Origin of the sequence: Inhella crocodyli (assembly GCF_004004565.1) — a bacterium.
GTDB classification, from domain to species: domain Bacteria; phylum Pseudomonadota; class Gammaproteobacteria; order Burkholderiales; family Burkholderiaceae_C; genus Inhella; species Inhella crocodyli.
On sequence record NZ_SACM01000001.1, the window covers coordinates 776,698 to 793,205 of the forward strand.

Genomic DNA, 16,508 nt, shown 5'->3' on the forward strand with positions numbered 1-16,508 from the left:
CGTTCAGGCGCACCAGCGACGCGCGTTCACGAACATCTGCAACCAGGGCGAGGCCTCGCCCAGCGCCGCGCTGCCCGACCAGCTCATCTGCGCGTTGCGGAACACGCGCTCCGGGTGTGGCATCAGCGCCGTGAAGCGGCCGTCGGGCGTGGTCACCGAGGTCAGGCCCGCCGGGCTGCCGTTGGGGTTGGCCGGGTAGGCTTGCGTGGGCTGACCGTGGCCGTCGACGAAGCGCATGCTGCGCAACACGGCGGCTTCGTCGCCCTGCACCGAGAAGTCGGCCCGGCCCTCGCCGTGCGCCACGGCGATGGGCGCGCGGGTGCCCGCCATGCCGGTGAAGAAGATGGAGGGCGAGTCCAGCACCTCGACCATCGACAGGCGCGCCTCGAACTGCTCGCTCTCGTTGCGCACGAAGCGCGGCCAGGCGTTGGCGCCGGGGATCATCTCGGCCAGCGCCGCCAGCATCTGGCAGCCGTTGCACACGCCCAGCGCGAAAGTGTCGGGGCGGGCGAAGAAGGCCTCGAACTGGGCCTTCAGCACCGGGTTGAACAGGATGGATCGGGCCCAGCCCTCGCCGGCGCCCAGGGTGTCGCCGTAGCTGAACCCCCCGCAGGCCACGAAGCCGCGGAAGTCCTTCAAGTGCTGGCGCCCCGACTGCAGGTCGCTCATGTGCACGTCCACGGCCTCGAAGCCGGCCAGGGCCATGGCGTAGGCCATTTCCACGTGGCTGTTGACGCCCTGCTCGCGCAGGATGGCCACGCGCGGGCCGCGGCCGGCGGGCAGCACGGTGGGCAGGCTGGCGGTGTCGAACGGAACGTGGCGGTGCAGGCCTGGTGCGGTGGGGTCGATGGCGGCGGCGTGCTCGGCGGCGGCGCAGGCCGGGTTGTCGCGCAGGCGGGCGATCTGGTGGCTGACGGCATCCCAGCTGGCCAGGGCTTCGCCCAGGGCGATCTTGAAGGCGCACTTGGCGTCGGCCCACACGCTCAGGGCGGCGTCGGCGGTCGTCTTGCCCACGACGTGGGCGTGGGTCGACAGTCCGTGGGCGCGCAGCACGCCGATCGCGGCGTCGCGGTCGGCGGTGCGCACCTGCAGCACCACGCCGAGCTCTTCGTTGAACAGCGCACGCAGCAGCTGCTCGTGGCGGCGGCCGCTCACCTGCTGGGCCCAATTCTTGGCGTCGCCGTGGTCGCTCAGGCTGTCGCTGACGGCGGTGCTCGGCGTCATCGCGGCATCAAGGTTCAGTGCCACGCCCACGCGGCCGGCAAAGGCCATCTCGGCCACCGCGGCCCACAGGCCGCCGTCGCTGCGGTCGTGGTAGGCCAGCAGCTTGCCCTCGCTGCGCAGCGCGTTCACGGCGCTGAACAAGGCCTTGAGTTGGGCCGGCTCGTCCAAGTCGGGCACGGGGCCGCCGAACTGCTGGCTGACCTGCGCCACGATGGAGCCGCCCATGCGGCCCCGGCCTTGGCCCAGGTCGACCAGGATCAGGCTGGTGTCGCCCGCTTGCAGCTGCGGGGTGAGCGTGCCGCGCACGTCGTCCAGGCTGGCGAAGGCGCTGACGATCAGCGACACGGGGGCCGTGACTTGATTCCCGTCCCACTTCGTTCGCATCGACAGCGAATCCTTGCCCACCGGGATGCCAATGCCCAGCGCCGGGCACAGGTCCATGCCCACGGCCTTGACGGTGTCGTACAGCGCGGCGTCTTCGCCGGCTTCGCCGCAGGCCGCCATCCAGTTGGCGCTGAGCTTGACGCGGTCCAGGTTCACCGGCGCGGCCAGCAGGTTGGTCAGGCACTCGCCCACGGCCATGCGGCCCGACGCCGGCGCGTCCACGGCGGCGAGGGGCGACTTCTCGCCCATGCTCATGGCCTCGCCGGCCAAGCCGCGGAAGTCGGCCAGGGTCACGGCCACGTCGGCCACGGGCACCTGCCAGGGGCCGACCATCTGGTCGCGGTGCGTCAGGCCGCCCACGGTGCGGTCGCCAATGCTGATCAGGAAGCGCTTGCTGGCCACCGTGGGGTGGCGCAGCACGGCGTGGGCGGTGGCGGCCAGGTCGGTGATGGCCTCGGCGTCAAACCGGCCGGCGTCGCGCGCCACGCGCTTCACGTCGCGGGTCATCTTGGGCGGCTTGCCCAGCAGCACGTCCATCGGCATGTCGATGGGGGTGTCTTGGCCTTCGTCCACCAGCTGCAGCTGCGGCTCGGCGGTGGTCACGCCCACCACGGCAAAGGGGCTGCGCTCGCGCTCGCACAGGGCACGGAAGGCGTCGAGGCTCTCGGGCGCGATGGCCAGCACGTAGCGCTCTTGGCTCTCGTTGCACCAAATCTCTTTGGGGGCCAGGCCCGACTCTTCGAGCGGCACGGCGCGCAGGTCGAAGCGCGCCCCGCGGCCAGCGTCGTTCACCAGCTCGGGGAAGGCGTTGGAGATGCCGCCCGCGCCCACGTCGTGGATGGCCAGGATGGGGTTGTCGGCCCCCATGGCCCAACAGGCGGTGATGACCTCTTGCGCGCGGCGCTGGATTTCGGGGTTGCCGCGCTGCACCGAGTCAAAGTCCAGCTCGGCGCTGTTCACGCCGGCGGCCATGGAACTGGCCGCGCCACCGCCCATGCCGATGCGCATGCCGGGACCGCCCAGCTGCACCAGCAGGGTGCCGGGCGGGAACGGGATCTTCTTGGTGAGGTCGGCGCGGATTTGCCCCAAGCCGCCGGCGATCATGATGGGCTTGTGAAAGCCCCGCTGCACGCCGGCCACGGCCTGCTCGTAGGCGCGGAAGTAGCCCAGCAGGTTGGGCCGGCCGAACTCGTTGTTGAAGGCGGCGCCGCCGATGGGGCCGTCGATCATGATCTGCAGCGGGCTTGCGATGTGCGCCGGCTTGCTTTCGGGCGTCTCCCAGGGCTCGGCCAACCCCGGCAGGCGCAGGTGGCTGACGGTGAAGCCCGTCAGGCCCGCCTTGGGCTTGGCGCCGCGGCCGGTGGCGCCTTCGTCGCGGATCTCACCGCCGGCGCCCGTGGCCGCGCCGCTGAAGGGCGAGATGGCCGTGGGGTGGTTGTGCGTTTCCACCTTCATCAGCACCTGGGCCTGCTCGTCGGCGGCGCCGTACACCTGGCCGGCGCGCGGCAGCCAGCGCTCGATGGCGTGGCCGGTCATCACGGCGGCGTTGTCGGCGTAGGCGATGACGGTGTGCTGGGGGCTGAGCTTCTCGGTGTTGCGGATCATCCCGAACATCGACAGCGGCTGCGCCTCGCCGTCGATGACGAACTGGGCGTTGAAGATTTTGTGGCGGCAGTGCTCGCTGTTGGCCTGCGCGAACATCATCAGCTCAACGTCGCTGGGGTTGCGCTTCAGCTTGGTGCCGAAGGCGTCCAGCAGGTAGTCGATCTCGTCGCCGCTCAGGGCCAGGCCCCAGTCGGCGTTGGCGCGCTCCAGCGCCGCGCGGCCTTGGCCCAGCACGTCCACGCGCTCCAGGGGCTGCGCTTGCTTCTCGTCGAACAGGTGGCGGGCGTCGTCGCGCTGGCGCAGCACGCTCTCGGTCATGCGGTCGTGCAGCACGCCAGCGCAGGCCTGCCACTCCGCCTCGCTCAGGGGCTTAGCGCTGCCCAGCAAGGGCTTGTCCAGCACCAAGGTGTACTCGGTGACGCGCTCCACGTGTTGGATGGCAAAGCCACAGTTGTGCGCGATGTCGCTGGCCTTTGACGCCCAGGGGCTGAGCGTGCCCAGGCGCGGGGTGACGACCACCAAGGCGCCCTCGGCCTGGGGCGCGGCGGCGGGCCCGTAGGTCAGCAAGGCGGCGAGGCGTTCGTTCTGCGCCGCGTCCAGCGCCTGGGCGCTGCTCACCCAGTGCACGAAGCGGCCTTGGACGGCCTTGACGCGCGGCACCGCCGCCTGCAAGCGATTCAGCAAGGCCTTCGCGCGGAAGGCGGACAAGGCGTTGCCGCCCTCGAAACACTGCAGATGCTGGGAGCTGGCCATGGCGTGGAGCGCTAGAAATAGCACCGGCCACGCAAAGGCGGTGGCCGGCGGGGGTGGAGATGCGGGATTCTACTGAGCCGACTGGGGCGGACGCCTCAGGCGCCCTGCCCGGCCTTCATCTTGGCCACGGTGTCCTCGACCTCGGCCAGCACCTGCGACAGGTTGAAGCGGGTCAGTTGGCGCTGCTTCAGCACGCGCTCGCCCTGCACCCAGACGTCGCTGACGTGCTCGCGCGCCGCCACGTAGACCAATTGGGCGTCGGGGTGGTAGACCGGGCGGCACTCGGGGGCCGAGAGGTCGACGGCGATCACGTCGGCCAGCTTGCCCACCTCGATGGAGCCCAGGTCGGCCTCGCGGCCCAGGGCCTTGGCGCCGCCGATCGTGGCCATCTCCAGCGCGCGGCGGGCGTTGACCACCGTGGGCTGGCCGGTGCTGCCCTTGGCCAGCAGCGCGGCCTGGCGGATCTCTTCGAACATGTCCTGCCGGTTGTTGCTGGCCGCGCCGTCGGTGCCCAGGGCCACGTTGACGCCCGCGGCGTCCAGGTCGGCCACGCGGGCGATGCCGCTGGCCAGCTTCAGGTTGCTGCTGGCGTTGTGGGCGATGTGCACCTTGTTCTTGGCCAGCATGGCGATCTCGTCGTCGGTCAGGTGGACCATGTGCACGGCGATCATGCGTTCGTTCATCAGGCCCAGCTTTTCCAGGCGGGCCAGGGGGCGCACCCCGTGCTGCTGCACGCCGCCGTTGACCTCGTCCATCGTTTCGTGGATGTGGCAGTGCATGACCATGTCGTGCTGCTCGGACAGCTGGCGCAGCTTGACAAAGGTCTCGTCGCTGACCGTGTAGGGCGCGTGCGGGCTGCTGGTGAACTGCAGCAGCTTTTCGCCCTTGTACTTTTCGTAGGCCGCCACGCCCTTGGCGATGTAGTCGTCCGGCCCTGAGGCGTACCCCGTGGGGAAGTCGATCACGTTGATCGAGACCGCGGCGCGGATGCCGGCTTGCAAGGCGGCCTCCGCCATGGCCTCGGGGAAGAAGTACATGTCGTTCAGCGTGGTCACGCCCCCGCGCAGGGCCTCGGCGGCGCTGAACAGGCTGCCCAGGCGCGTCCACGCATGGCTGACCCACTGCTTTTCCAGCGGCCAGATGTGGTTGTTCAGCCAGTCCATCAGGCCCAGGTCGTCGGCCACGCCGCGCAGCAGGCTCATGGCGCTGTGGGTGTGGCTGTTGATCAGGCCGGGCATCAGCACGTGCTCGGGCAGCTCCACGCGGGTGGCGTTGGGGTGCAGCGCCATCAGGTCGGCGGCGGCGCCCACGGCGGCGATGCGCTCGCCCTCCAGCAGCACGGCCTGGCCGGTTTGCACCGGTTCACCGGTCTTCATCGTCAGCAGCCAACGGGGCAGCAGCAGGGTCGCGGTCATCGGGGGTCTCCTCAAAGAATCAGCAGGACTGCCAGGCCTGGAGGCACAGCAGGGTCAGGGTTTCGGCGTCGGTGTCGGTGGCCACCGCATGCGGCGGCAAGCCTTGCCATTCGGAATCGGTGGCCGAGGCCAGGTGCTGCCAGTCTTGCACGGTCTGGCCGTGGGCCAAGCCGCCTTCGACCACGCGAATGGGCCCGGTGCGCCATGTGAACGCTTCCGGCGCCAGCAGCGCGGCCACGGCGGTGGCGTCGTGCGCCACCAAGGCGTTCTCGCCATCGCGCGTGGCGTAGTAGCCGGCGTAGGGCTGGCTGGCAGCCCACAGCAGGCGCTGCGTGGCATTGCCCTCGGCCAAGGGCGCCAGGCGGTGGATAGGGATGCGCGTGCGCTGCGTGGCATCCAGGCCGATCACCCGGCACCGTGCCCAGGGCGCGGCCAGCACCTCGGCCGCTGCGCGGGGGTCGTTGTGGACGTTGGCCTCGGCGCAGGGGGTGACGTTGCCGGTGTAGCCATGGCCGCCAAAGGCCGCGCCCATCAGCGTGAGGCTGGCCACGCGCTGCGGCAGGCTGGGGTCTTGCCGCAGCGCCAGGGCGAGGTTGGTGAACGGACCCACGGCCACGAGGTGCAACGCGCCGGCGTGGGCGTGGCTGGCGGCCAGCAAGGCCTCGACCGCCGACACGGGATGGGCCGCACCGGCGGGCTCGGGCAGCTGCGCGGTGCAGCCGCTCATGCCATCGTTGCCGTGCACGGCCGCCGCAAAGCGAGGCTCGCCCACCAAGGGCCGCGCCGCGCCCGCATGCACGGGCAGTTCAGGGCGGCCGAACAGGGTCAGCAAGCGCAGCGCGTTGGCCGTGGTTTGCTCGACGCTGGCATTGCCAAACACGGTCGAAACGCCGAGCAGCTCGAACTCCGGCCGCGCCAGGATCAGCGCCAGCGCCAGCGCGTCGTCCACGCCCGGGTCGGTATCGAGCCAGAGCTTCATGCGCATGCCAGGGCGGCCTCCACCTCGGCACGGCGCGGCATGGCGTCTTGCACGCCGGTGCGCGACACCGCCAAGCCCGCGGCCGCCTGCGCGAAGCGCAGCGCCTGCGCGACGGGTTGCCCTTCGGCCAGGGCGGTGACCAAGGCGCCCACCAAGGTGTCGCCCGCGCCCACCGTGTCCACCGCCACCACGCGGGCGGCCGCGGCGCGCTGCACGCCTTCGGCGTCGGCCCAGACCAAGCCCTCGGCCCCCAAGGACACGAGCACCGCGCGCGGCCCCAGGGCCAGCAAGCCACGGGCGGCGTCCTCGGCACCGGCCACCGGCCCCGGCAACAGCGACTGGGCTTCGCCTTGGTTCACCACGAGGAGGTCGCACAGCGGCAAGAGGCCCAGCGACTCCGGCCGGTAGGGGGCTGCGTTCAGCAAGGTCTTCACGCCCAGGGTGCGCGCGCGCTCGAAGGCCCGGGCGATGGAGGCCAGCGGCAGCTCCTGCTGCGCCACGAGCCAGCGCAAGCCCGCCAGGGGCAGGCTCTCGACTTGATCGAGCGGCAGCGTTCCGTTCGAGCCGGCGACGGTGACGATCTGGTTCTCCCCGTCGGCCGCGCCCACCACGATCAAGGCCACGCCCGGCGCCTCGTCCGCGGGCTGCTGCACCGCGCGCACGTCCACGCCCTCGCCCGCCAGCTGGGCCACCAAGGCCGCGCCCTGCTCCAACTGCCCCACGCGGGCCGCCAGGGCCACGCGAGCGCCCAGGCGCGCGGCGGCCACCGCCTGGTTCGCCCCCTTGCCCCCCAAGCTGCTGGCAAAGCGCTGGCCACGCAGGGTCTCGCCGGGCACGGGCAGCCGCGGCGCGTGAACGATCAGGTCGCGGTTGACGCTGCCCAGCACGAGGACGTCGGTCGGCATGGAAACCTCCAATGAAAACGCCCCCGCGGGCGGGGGCGTCGGTCGGGCCGGTGGCCGATCAGCGTTGGCCGATGGGCTTGACGTCGCGCGAAGTGGCGCCGACGAAGAGCTGGCGCGGGCGGCCGATCTTGTACTCGGGGTCGCCGATCATCTCGTTCAGCTGGGCGATCCAGCCGACCGTGCGGGCCAGCGCGAAGATGGCGGTGAACAGCGGCACCGGGATGCCGATGGCGCGCTGCACGATGCCCGAGTAGAAGTCCACGTTCGGGTACAGCTTGCGGGCAACGAAGTACTCGTCTTCCAGCGCGATCTTCTCCAGCTCCATGGCCAGCTTGAACATCGGGTCGTTCTGCAGACCCAGCTCGCCCAGCACCTCGTGGCAGGTCTCGCGCATCAGCTTGGCGCGCGGGTCGTAGTTCTTGTAGACCCGGTGGCCGAAGCCCATCAGCTTGACGCCGCTGTTCTTGTCCTTGACCTGCTTGATGAACTCGCCGATCTTGGCCACGCCGCCTTGGTTCTGGATGTCGGCCAGCATGTTCAGGCAGGCCTCGTTGGCGCCCCCGTGCGCCGGGCCCCACAGGCAGGCCACGCCGGCCGCGATGGCCGCGAACGGGTTGGTGCCCGACGAGCCGCACAGGCGAACGGTCGAGGTCGACGCGTTTTGCTCGTGGTCGGCGTGCAAGGTGAAGATGCGGTCCATCGCGCGCACCAGCACGTCGTTGGGCTTGTAGTCCTCGCAGGGCGTGGCGAACATCATCCGCATGAAGTTCCCGGCGTAGCTCAGGTCGTTCTTCGGGTAGATGTAGGGCTGGCCGATCGTGTACTTGTAGGCCATGGCCACCAGCGTGGGCATCTTGGCGATCAGGCGGATCGCCGCGATCTCGCGGTGCTCGGGGTTATTGATGTCCGTGCTGTCGTGATAGAAGGCCGACAGGGCGCCCACCAAGCCCGTCATGACGGCCATCGGGTGGGCGTCACGGCGGAAGCCGCGCAGGAAGAACTGCATCTGCTCGTTGACCATCGTGTGGTGCATCACGCGGTCGTTGAAGGACGCCTTCTGGTCGGCGTTCGGCAGCTCTCCGTAGAGCAGCAGGTAGCAGGTTTCCAGGTAGTCGCAGTTCACCGCCAGCTGTTCGATGGGGTAGCCGCGGTACAGCAGCTCGCCCTTGTCGCCGTCGATGTAGGTGATGGTGCTGTTGCACGAGGCCGTGCTCAGGAAGCCCGGGTCGTAGGTGAACTTGCCGGTCTGGGCGTACAGCTTGCGGATGTCGATCACATCCGGGCCGATCGAGCCCTTGTAGATCGGCAGTTCCATGCTGGGGCTGCCATCGCTGAAGGCCAATGTGGCCTTGACGTCGGACGGGGTCATCGTGGGGCTCCTTGGGTTTGCGAAGAATTCTGCGGCGGTTGGCGCATCAGCGCCAGCAAGGCGTGCACATCGGGTTGATCCAGCTCACCTTCGGGCTCTTTGCGAGCCAGCAACAGGTCCAGCAGATCGTTGTCGCTCAGGTCCATCAGCCTCGTCAAGGCCGCGCCCTGCGCCAACGTGATTTGCTCCGCTTGTCGCTTGAAAAAACGCTCGATGAACAGGTCGTTCTCCAGCAAGCCGCGCCGGCAGCGCCAGTGCAGCTTGCTGAGCTCGCGTTCGTCGAGGTAGGTGGGCATCAGACGGCCCGGCGGACCATCAGCTCTTTGATCTTGCCGATGGCTTTGGTCGGGTTCAGGCCCTTCGGGCACACGTCCACGCAGTTCATGATGCTGTGGCAACGGAACAGGCGGTACGGGTCTTCCAGGTTGTCCAAGCGGCCGGCGGTGTCTTGGTCGCGGCTGTCGGCGATGAAGCGGTAAGCCTGCAGCAGGCCGGCCGGGCCGACGAACTTGTCCGGGTTCCACCAGAAGCTGGGGCAGCTGGTCGAGCAGCTGGCGCACAAGATGCACTCGTACAGGCCGTTGAGCTCGTCACGCTCTTCGGGCGACTGCAGGCGCTCCTTCTCGGGCGGGATGCTGTCGTTGACCAGGTAGGGCTTGATCGAGTTGTACTGCTTGAAGAACTGCGTCATGTCCACGATCAGGTCGCGAACCACGGGCAGGCCGGGCAGCGGCTTGAGCACGACCACCTCCGGCAAGGAGCGCATGTTGGTCAGGCAGGCCAGTCCGTTCTTGCCGTTGATGTTCATCGCGTCCGAGCCGCACACGCCCTCGCGGCAGCTGCGGCGGAAGCTGATGGTCGGGTCGACCGACTTCAGCTTCATGAGCGCGTCCAGCAGCATGCGCTCGCTGCCGTCGAGTTCGACCTCGACGGTCTGCATGTAAGGCTTGGCGTCCTTGTCCGGGTCGTAGCGGTAGATCTTGAAGGTGCGTTTCGTCATGACGGCGGCCTCAGAAGGTGCGGACCTTGGGCGGGATGGATTCGACGGTGAGCGGCTTGAGGTTCACCGGCTTGTAGGACAGGCTGTTGCTGGCGCTGTGCCACAGGGTGTGCTTCATCCAAACATCGTCGTTGCGACCGTTCGGGTGCTCCGGCGTGTCGCCGTAGTCGTTCACCGTGTGCGCACCGCGGCTCTCGTGGCGAGCGGCGGCCGACACCATGGTCGCCTGCGCGGCCTCGATCAGGTTCTCGACCTCCAAGGCCTCGATGCGCGCGGTGTTGAACACCTTGCTCTTGTCCTTCAGGCCGATGCGCTTCACGCGCTCGCGCAACTCGGCGATCTTCTGGACGCCCTGGTCCATGCTGGCCTGGGTGCGGAACACGCCGGCATGCTGCTGCATGCTGGTGCGCAGGTCGTTGGCCACGTCCTGGGCGTACTCGCCGTCGGTCGCGCTGTCCAAGCGGTCCAGGCGCGCCTGCGAAACCGCGGCCGCGTCGGCCGGCAGGTCTTGGTGCGACAGGCCGGCTTTGTGGGCGCCCACGATGTGGTTGCCCGCCGCACGACCGAACACCAACAGGTCCAGCAGGGAGTTCGTGCCCAGGCGGTTGGCGCCGTGCACGCTGACGCAAGCGCACTCGCCCACCGCGTAAAGGCCATTGACGATCTGCTGCGAGCCATCGGCCGCGGGCGCCACGACTTGGCCGTGGATGTTCGTCGGAATGCCCCCCATCTGGTAGTGGATGGTGGGCACGACCGGGATCGGCTCTTTGGTGATGTCGACGTTGGCGAAGTTGTGGCCGATCTCGAACACCGAGGGCAGGCGCTTCAGGATGGTCTCGCCACCCAGGTGCGTCATGTCGAGCTCGATGTAGTCCTTGTTCGGGCCGCAGCCACGGCCTTCTTTGATTTCCTGGTCCATGCAGCGGGACACGAAGTCGCGCGGGGCCAGGTCCTTCAAGGTCGGGGCGTAGCGCTCCATGAAGCGCTCGCCGTTGCAGTTGCGCAGGATCGCGCCCTCGCCCCGGCAGCCTTCGGTCAGCAGCACGCCCGCGCCGGCCACGCCGGTGGGGTGGAACTGCCAGAACTCCATGTCTTGCAGCGGGATGCCGGCACGCGCGGCCATGCCCAGGCCGTCGCCGGTGTTGATGAAGGCGTTGGTGCTGGCCGCGAAGATGCGCCCGGCGCCGCCGGTGGCCAGCAGCACGGTCTTGGCTTCCAGGATATGCAGCTCGCCGGTTTCCATTTCCAGCGCCGTCACGCCGACCACGTCGCCCGAGGCGTTGCGGATCAGGTCCAGCGCCATCCACTCGACGAAGAACTGCGTGCGCGCCTTCACGTTCTGCTGGTACAGCGTGTGCAGCATGGCGTGGCCGGTGCGGTCGGCGGCCGCGCAAGCGCGCTGCACCGGCTTCTCGCCGTAGTTGGCCGTGTGGCCACCGAACGGACGCTGGTAGATCGTGCCGTCGGCATTGCGGTCGAAGGGCATGCCGAAGTGCTCGAGCTCGTACACGACCTTGGGCGCTTCGCGGCACATGAACTCGATGGCGTCTTGGTCGCCGAGCCAGTCGGAGCCCTTGACGGTGTCGAAGAAGTGGTAGTGCCAGTTGTCTTCGCTCATGTTGCCCAGGCTGGCGCCGATGCCGCCCTGCGCGGCCACGGTGTGCGAGCGGGTGGGGAACACCTTGGACAGCACGGCCACGTTCAGGCCGGCCAGGGACAACTGCAGCGAGGCACGCATGCCCGAGCCGCCGGCGCCCACGATGACGACGTCAAATTTGCGTTTGGCGATGGCTGCCATTTGTCAGAGTCTCCAGAGCACTTGAACGGCCCAGCCGGTGCAAGCCACCAGCCAGACCAAGGTGAACACGTGCAGCACCAGGCGCACGCTCACGGGCTTCACGTAATCCATCCAGATGTCACGCACGCCCACCCAGGCGTGGTACGCCAAGGACAGGATCAACGTGAAGGTCAGGACCTTCATCCACTGCGCCGAAAAGATCGCGGCCCAGCGGTCGTAGCCCATAGCGTCCTTGGGCAACCATTCGATCAACCAATTGGGCAACAGGCTCAGCAACCAGCTACACCCCGCGGCACCAGGAGCACATTGGTTGGGTAGAAGCACCTGAACGAGTAGCGCGATGGTGAACAAGGCCATCAAGGCCCCCGTCACACGCTGGGCCAGCCAGTCCCGCAGGCCGTAGTGGGCGCCCGAAACGAGGCGTTTGCTTCCGTAAGTCGTCATGGTCAAGCTCCTCAGTACACGCCGAACAGCTTGGCGCCCAGCGCGGCCGTCAACAGCAGGCTGACCGTCATCACCGCGATGGCGCTGGACTTGCCCTGCTCCTTGCTCACGCTGTGCGTCGCGTCCATCCACAGGTGGCGCAGGCCGGCGCAGAAGTGGTGCAGGTAGCCCCAGATCAGGCCCAGCACGGTCAGCTTCACGAACCAAGCGGGCACGAACCCGATGCCCGCCACGAAGGCCGAGCGAAACACCTCGAACGAGATTTCGCTCGTCAGGCTCGTGTCGAACAGCCAGACCACGAAGGGCAACAGGATGAACAACAGCAGGCCGCTGATGCGGTGCAGGATGGACACGATGCCGGCCACCGGGAGGCGGTAGCTCGTCAAGTCCTTGAAAACATTGAGGTTGGTGTATTGGGGTCTGGTTTTCGTGTTCATGGGCGAGCCTCGATCGGGTCGGCGGGGACGTAATCGGCTGTAAACAACGGCCGCGGATTCTAGGCACGGGCCTTGCGCGAGCCTGACGCAGGCTTCGCAAAGACAGACTGGATCGCTGTGTGTAACCCGTAGGAACCCTGCCCTAAACTGCGCGCGATTCCCTTTCCACCCCCCTCCCCGGAGTTCCACCCATGAGCAAGAAACCCGTTCGCGTTGCCGTCACCGGCGCCGCCGGCCAAATTGGTTACGCCCTGCTGTTCCGCATCGCCTCGGGCGAAATGCTGGGCAAGGACCAGCCGGTGATCCTGCAACTGCTGGAAATCCCGGACGAGAAGGCCCAGAACGCCCTCAAGGGCGTGATGATGGAACTCGAAGATTGCGCCTTCCCCTTGCTGGCCGGCATGGAAGCCCACAGCGACCCGATGACGGCGTTCAAGGACACCGACTACGCCCTGCTGGTGGGCGCCCGCCCGCGCGGCCCCGGCATGGAGCGCGCCGACCTGCTGAGCGCCAACGCCGCCATCTTCACGGCTCAGGGCAAGGCCCTGAACGCTGTGGCCTCGCGCAACGTGAAGGTGCTGGTGGTGGGCAACCCCGCGAACACCAACGCCTACATCGCCATGAAGTCGGCCCCCGACCTGCCGGCCAAGAACTTCACCGCGATGCTGCGCCTGGACCACAACCGTGCCGCCAGCCAAATCGCCGCCAAGACCAGCAAGCCGGTGGGCGCCATCAAGAAGCTGACGGTGTGGGGCAACCACTCGCCGACCATGTACGCCGACTACCGCTTCGCCACCATCGAGGGTGCCGCGGTCAAGGACATGATCAACGACCAGGTCTGGAACAAGGACGTCTTCTTGCCCACCGTGGGCAAGCGGGGCGCCGCGATCATCGCGGCCCGTGGCCTGTCGTCGGCCGCGTCGGCCGCCAACGCCGCCATCGACCACATGCGCGACTGGGCCTTGGGCACCAACGGCGAGTGGGTCACCATGGGCATCCCGTCCCTGGGTGATTACGAGATCCCGAAGGAAGTCATGTACGGTTTCCCCGTCACCTGCGAGAACGGCGAGTACAAGGTCGTTCAAGGCCTCGAGATCGATGCCTTCAGCCGCGAGTGCATGACCAAGACCCTGAACGAACTGCTCGAAGAGAAGGCCGCCATCCAGCACCTGCTGTGATGCACGTCCGTCGATGACCTTCAGGGCCGGGCAACCGGCCCTTTTTCTTGGCCTGCCCATGCGCATCCACCCCCACGACGCCCTCAGCGACGCCCAAGACCCCCCGAGCCGCTGGCTGCCCCCGGTCGACCACTACTGCGGGGTCGAGAAGCTCATGCGCAAGAGCCTGGCACTGCAGGCCGAATGGCAAGGGCGCTTCGACGTCACCCTGGACTGCGAAGACGGGGCCGCCGTGGGCGCCGAAGCGGCCCATGTCGACCTCGTCGTGGACCTGCTCCGGGGCCCAACGGGCGGCCGCGTCGGCGTGCGCGTGCACCCCGTCGACCACCCGGCCTTCGAGATGGAGGTCCACCGTCTGGCGCACGAGGCCGGCGAGCGGCTGGCCTACCTGATGCTGCCCAAGATCGACAGCGCCGAGCAACTGCACCGGGGGGCGGTGCGCGTTCAGCAGGCCTGGCGGCAAGCCGGGCACGAGCAAGGCCCGCCCCTGCAGGCCTTGGTCGAAACCCACGGTGCGCTGCGCGAGGTGGACGCCTTGGCGGCCCACCCCGACATCGAGTCCTTGTCCTTCGGCTTGATGGACTTTGTCTCCGCCCACCGGGGCGCCATTCCGGCCGAGGCCATGGGGGTGCAGGGGCAGTTTCAGCACCCGCTCGTGCTGCGCGCCAAGCTGGCCATCAGCGCCGCGTGCCACGCGCACGGGAAGGTGCCCTCGCACTGCGTCGTCACCGAGCTCCAGGACTTGGCGCAGCTTCGCAACGCGGGCCGGCGCGCGGCGCGCGAGCTGGGCTACACGCGGATGTGGAGCATCCACCCTGCCCAGATCGAACCTTTGCTGGCGGCCTTGGCGCCCGACCCCAGCGAGCTTGACGAAGCCGCCGACATCCTCTGCGCGGCCCAAGACGCCGATTGGGCGCCCACGCGGCACCGCGACCGCCTGCACGACCGGGCCAGCTACCGCTACTACTGGCACCTGCTGAGCCAAGCCCACCGGCAACAGATCGCACTGCCTGCCGAGGCCGTGTTGCGCTTCTTCACACCGCCAACAGCCTGACACCGGTCCTCACCAAGCCCTACCGCCTGCCCGGAGCTGCGCGCGACAATGCGTGGCGACCCTCTTCTTGCCTTGAGCTGCCCATGCGCCTGATCCTCCCGCTCGCCCTCGCCGGCCTGGTGTCCACCGCCCTCCAAGCGCAGACCCACCCCACCCACCCCGAGCACCCCACGCTCAAGGCCTCGCCGACCCGCCCGCCGGTGAAGAAGGCCACCAAGCCCAGCGCCAAGCCCGCCGCCATGGCGCAACCCAGTGCCACCGAGGCCCCCACCGGTGCTGAGCCCGAAGCGCTGGACCCCGATCGCCTCGCGGTGGCCCCGCTGGTGCTCGTGGGCGAAGCCCGCTGCGAGCACGGCAAGACCGTGGACGTGAAGCCCCACCCGTCCCTGGCCGGTCGCTTCGTGCTGACGCACGGCAAAGAGGCCTACACCCTGACGCCCCAGCCGACCAACACCGGCGTGGTGCGCCTGGAGAACCCGCGCGCGGGCATCGTCTGGCTGCAAGTGCCGATCAAGTCCATGCTCATGGACGCCAAGCGCGGCCAGCGCATGGCCGACAGCTGCCTCCATGCCGAACAGGTCGCCGAGGTGGAAGCGATGAAGGCCCCAAAAACCCCGTGATTTCCCGGAAAAGCTCGGCTATACTCGCGGGCTTGCTAGCAAACCCCCGCAACGATTTGCGCCTTTGCGGCGGCTTGGCGACCCCGGCACTTCGGTCCGGACCCCAAGTGCCTGCGGCCCCAGCCACCCTGGCGTGAACACCGAGCGAACCTGGAACCTTACATGACCACCATCCGCGTCAAAGAGAACGAGCCGTTCGACGTCGCCCTGCGTCGTTTCAAGCGCACCATTGAAAAGCTGGGCCTGCTGACCGACTTGCGCGCCCGCGAGTTCTACGAAAAGCCGACCGCCGAGCGCAAGCGCAAGAAGGCCGCCGCCGTCAAGCGTCACTACAAGCGCGTGCGCAGCATGCAGCTGCCCAAGCGCATGTACTGATCCCCCGCGGGAATCAGCACCAGAAGGCCCGCCTCACCGCGGGCTTTTTTCATTCAGCCGCCACCCCATCCGACCATGAGCCTCAAAGACCGCATCACCGATGACATGAAAGCCGCCATGCGCGCCAAAGAGACCGAGCGTCTCGGCACGATCCGCATGCTCCTGGCCGCCATCAAGCAAAAGGAAGTGGACGAGCGGGTCGTGGTCGACGACGCCATGGCGGTGGCGATCGTGGACAAGCTCATCAAGCAGCGCAAAGACGCCATCGAGCAGTTCGGGGCGGCGGGCCGCCAAGACCTGGTGGACAAGGAGGCCGCCGAGTTGACCGTGCTGAGCGCCTACCTGCCGGAGCGCCTGTCGGCCGAGGCCTTGGACGCCGCCGTGGCCGACATCGTCAAGGCGCTGGGCGCCAGCGGGCCGGCCGACATGGGCAAGGTCATGGGCGCGGTCAAGGCGCAGTTGGCCGGCAAGGCCGACATGGGCATGGCCTCCGCGGCCGTCAAGAAGGCCCTGGCGGCCTGAACGGAGGGATCGCCATGCAACACCTGCCCGCCCATGCCCTGACGTCCGACGTGTGCGTCGCACCGCAACTCGGCCCGGAGCACATGGCCGCGGCCGCCGCGGCCGGCTTCAAGAGCGTGGTCAACAACCGGCCCGATTTCGAGCACGGCCCCGACCAGCCCACCAACGCGGCCATCGAAGCCGCGGCGCTGGCCGCCGGCCTGACCTACCGCTTCCTGCCCGTCAGCGGCGGCTGGCAAAGCCCTGAGCAGATCGCCGCGATGGCGGCCCTGTTGCAAGAACTGCCCCGCCCGCTGCTTATGTTCTGCCGTTCGGGCTCGCGCTCGGCCATGCTTTACCAGCAAGCGTCTGAGCACTGACGGGGTAAACGCCGCCTCCCGTCTAGAGGCCCGTCCCTAGAATTCCCCCAGAGCCTGCCACCTGCAGGGCAAAGGGTGAATTGCGGT

The 16,508-nt window shown here is 68.5% G+C and carries 16 protein-coding genes; 6 read left to right on the forward strand and 10 right to left on the reverse strand.

Features of this window, described 5'->3' with window-relative positions; all coding sequences use genetic code 11:
• Positions 1–3: 3 nt before the first annotated feature.
• From purL to sdhC, 10 genes are all read right to left on the reverse strand, one after another.
• Positions 4–3,966 carry a phosphoribosylformylglycinamidine synthase gene (gene purL / locus EOD73_RS03635; protein ID WP_127680939.1) on the reverse strand — a complete coding sequence of 1,321 codons (3,963 nt, stop codon included), beginning with the start codon at positions 3,964–3,966 and terminating at the stop codon, positions 4–6.
• Between the two features lie 95 nt (positions 3,967–4,061).
• Positions 4,062–5,381: a TRZ/ATZ family hydrolase gene (locus tag EOD73_RS03640; RefSeq protein WP_127680941.1), complete on the reverse strand. Its 1,320-nt coding sequence runs from the start codon at positions 5,379–5,381 to the stop codon at positions 4,062–4,064.
• Between the two features lie 19 nt (positions 5,382–5,400).
• A complete protein-coding gene (locus tag EOD73_RS03645) occupies positions 5,401–6,360 on the reverse strand; it encodes a nucleoside hydrolase (RefSeq protein ID WP_164845939.1) in 960 nt (319 codons plus the stop codon).
• A complete protein-coding gene (locus EOD73_RS03650) occupies positions 6,357–7,265 on the reverse strand; it encodes a ribokinase (RefSeq protein WP_127680945.1) in 909 nt (302 codons plus the stop codon). The genes EOD73_RS03645 and EOD73_RS03650 overlap by 4 nt, the downstream gene beginning before the upstream one ends.
• Positions 7,266–7,323: 58 nt before the next feature.
• A complete protein-coding gene (gene gltA, locus EOD73_RS03655; protein ID WP_127680947.1) occupies positions 7,324–8,634 on the reverse strand; it encodes a citrate synthase in 1,311 nt (436 codons plus the stop codon).
• Positions 8,631–8,930, reverse strand: coding sequence for an FAD assembly factor SdhE (locus EOD73_RS03660; protein ID WP_127680949.1), 300 nt, complete (start codon positions 8,928–8,930; stop codon positions 8,631–8,633). Before EOD73_RS03660 ends, gltA begins: the two co-directional genes overlap by 4 nt.
• On the reverse strand, positions 8,930–9,634 hold the full coding sequence (locus EOD73_RS03665) for a succinate dehydrogenase iron-sulfur subunit (protein ID WP_127680951.1): 705 nt from the start codon (positions 9,632–9,634) through the stop codon (positions 8,930–8,932). Before EOD73_RS03665 ends, EOD73_RS03660 begins: the two co-directional genes overlap by 1 nt.
• A 10-nt stretch (positions 9,635–9,644) precedes the next feature.
• Positions 9,645–11,432, reverse strand: coding sequence for a succinate dehydrogenase flavoprotein subunit (gene sdhA / locus EOD73_RS03670; RefSeq protein WP_127680953.1), 1,788 nt, complete (start codon positions 11,430–11,432; stop codon positions 9,645–9,647).
• 3 nt (positions 11,433–11,435) lie between these two features.
• Positions 11,436–11,876, reverse strand: a complete 441-nt coding sequence (gene sdhD / locus EOD73_RS03675; protein ID WP_127680955.1) for a succinate dehydrogenase, hydrophobic membrane anchor protein — start codon at positions 11,874–11,876, stop codon at positions 11,436–11,438.
• Between the two features lie 11 nt (positions 11,877–11,887).
• Positions 11,888–12,313, reverse strand: coding sequence for a succinate dehydrogenase, cytochrome b556 subunit (gene sdhC / locus EOD73_RS03680; RefSeq protein WP_127680957.1), 426 nt, complete (start codon positions 12,311–12,313; stop codon positions 11,888–11,890).
• Positions 12,314–12,504: 191 nt separating this feature from the next.
• On the opposite strand from sdhC, the gene EOD73_RS03685 reads away from it, so the two are divergent.
• The 6 genes from EOD73_RS03685 to EOD73_RS03710 all read left to right on the forward strand — a co-directional run bounded on the left by EOD73_RS03685 (position 12,505) and on the right by EOD73_RS03710 (position 16,421).
• A complete protein-coding gene (locus tag EOD73_RS03685) occupies positions 12,505–13,491 on the forward strand; it encodes a malate dehydrogenase (protein WP_127680959.1) in 987 nt (328 codons plus the stop codon).
• A gap of 58 nt (positions 13,492–13,549) precedes the next feature.
• Positions 13,550–14,545 (forward strand): HpcH/HpaI aldolase/citrate lyase family protein, encoded by a 996-nt coding sequence (locus EOD73_RS03690; protein ID WP_127680961.1) that lies wholly within the window; start codon positions 13,550–13,552, stop codon positions 14,543–14,545.
• A gap of 83 nt (positions 14,546–14,628) precedes the next feature.
• Positions 14,629–15,165: a hypothetical protein gene (locus tag EOD73_RS03695; protein ID WP_127680963.1), complete on the forward strand. Its 537-nt coding sequence runs from the start codon at positions 14,629–14,631 to the stop codon at positions 15,163–15,165.
• A 162-nt stretch (positions 15,166–15,327) separates the two neighbouring features.
• Entirely contained in the window at positions 15,328–15,540 is a 213-nt protein-coding gene (gene rpsU, locus EOD73_RS03700) for a 30S ribosomal protein S21 (protein WP_127680965.1), read from the forward strand.
• A gap of 75 nt (positions 15,541–15,615) precedes the next feature.
• Entirely contained in the window at positions 15,616–16,062 is a 447-nt protein-coding gene (locus EOD73_RS03705) for a GatB/YqeY domain-containing protein (protein ID WP_127680967.1), read from the forward strand.
• A 14-nt stretch (positions 16,063–16,076) separates the two neighbouring features.
• Complete coding sequence (locus EOD73_RS03710; RefSeq protein WP_127680969.1) at positions 16,077–16,421, forward strand: protein tyrosine phosphatase family protein; 345 nt, start codon at positions 16,077–16,079, stop codon at positions 16,419–16,421.
• Positions 16,422–16,508: the final 87 nt, after the last annotated feature.

What these genes read in the sequence shown, in the direction of transcription:
- purL (WP_127680939.1), bottom strand. Translation starts at nt 3,966, where the DNA reads ATGGCCAGCTCCCAGCATCTGCAGTGTTTCGAGGGCGGCAACGCCTTG.
- EOD73_RS03640 (WP_127680941.1), bottom strand. Translation starts at nt 5,381, where the DNA reads ATGACCGCGACCCTGCTGCTGCCCCGTTGGCTGCTGACGATGAAGACC.
- EOD73_RS03645 (WP_164845939.1), bottom strand. Translation starts at nt 6,360, where the DNA reads ATGAAGCTCTGGCTCGATACCGACCCGGGCGTGGACGACGCGCTGGCG.
- EOD73_RS03650 (WP_127680945.1), bottom strand. Translation starts at nt 7,265, where the DNA reads ATGCCGACCGACGTCCTCGTGCTGGGCAGCGTCAACCGCGACCTGATC.
- gltA (WP_127680947.1), bottom strand. Translation starts at nt 8,634, where the DNA reads ATGACCCCGTCCGACGTCAAGGCCACATTGGCCTTCAGCGATGGCAGC.
- EOD73_RS03660 (WP_127680949.1), bottom strand. Translation starts at nt 8,930, where the DNA reads ATGCCCACCTACCTCGACGAACGCGAGCTCAGCAAGCTGCACTGGCGC.
- EOD73_RS03665 (WP_127680951.1), bottom strand. Translation starts at nt 9,634, where the DNA reads ATGACGAAACGCACCTTCAAGATCTACCGCTACGACCCGGACAAGGAC.
- sdhA (WP_127680953.1), bottom strand. Translation starts at nt 11,432, where the DNA reads ATGGCAGCCATCGCCAAACGCAAATTTGACGTCGTCATCGTGGGCGCC.
- sdhD (WP_127680955.1), bottom strand. Translation starts at nt 11,876, where the DNA reads ATGACGACTTACGGAAGCAAACGCCTCGTTTCGGGCGCCCACTACGGC.
- sdhC (WP_127680957.1), bottom strand. Translation starts at nt 12,313, where the DNA reads ATGAACACGAAAACCAGACCCCAATACACCAACCTCAATGTTTTCAAG.
- EOD73_RS03685 (WP_127680959.1), top strand. Translation starts at nt 12,505, where the DNA reads ATGAGCAAGAAACCCGTTCGCGTTGCCGTCACCGGCGCCGCCGGCCAA.
- EOD73_RS03690 (WP_127680961.1), top strand. Translation starts at nt 13,550, where the DNA reads ATGCGCATCCACCCCCACGACGCCCTCAGCGACGCCCAAGACCCCCCG.
- EOD73_RS03695 (WP_127680963.1), top strand. Translation starts at nt 14,629, where the DNA reads ATGCGCCTGATCCTCCCGCTCGCCCTCGCCGGCCTGGTGTCCACCGCC.
- rpsU (WP_127680965.1), top strand. Translation starts at nt 15,328, where the DNA reads ATGACCACCATCCGCGTCAAAGAGAACGAGCCGTTCGACGTCGCCCTG.
- EOD73_RS03705 (WP_127680967.1), top strand. Translation starts at nt 15,616, where the DNA reads ATGAGCCTCAAAGACCGCATCACCGATGACATGAAAGCCGCCATGCGC.
- EOD73_RS03710 (WP_127680969.1), top strand. Translation starts at nt 16,077, where the DNA reads ATGCAACACCTGCCCGCCCATGCCCTGACGTCCGACGTGTGCGTCGCA.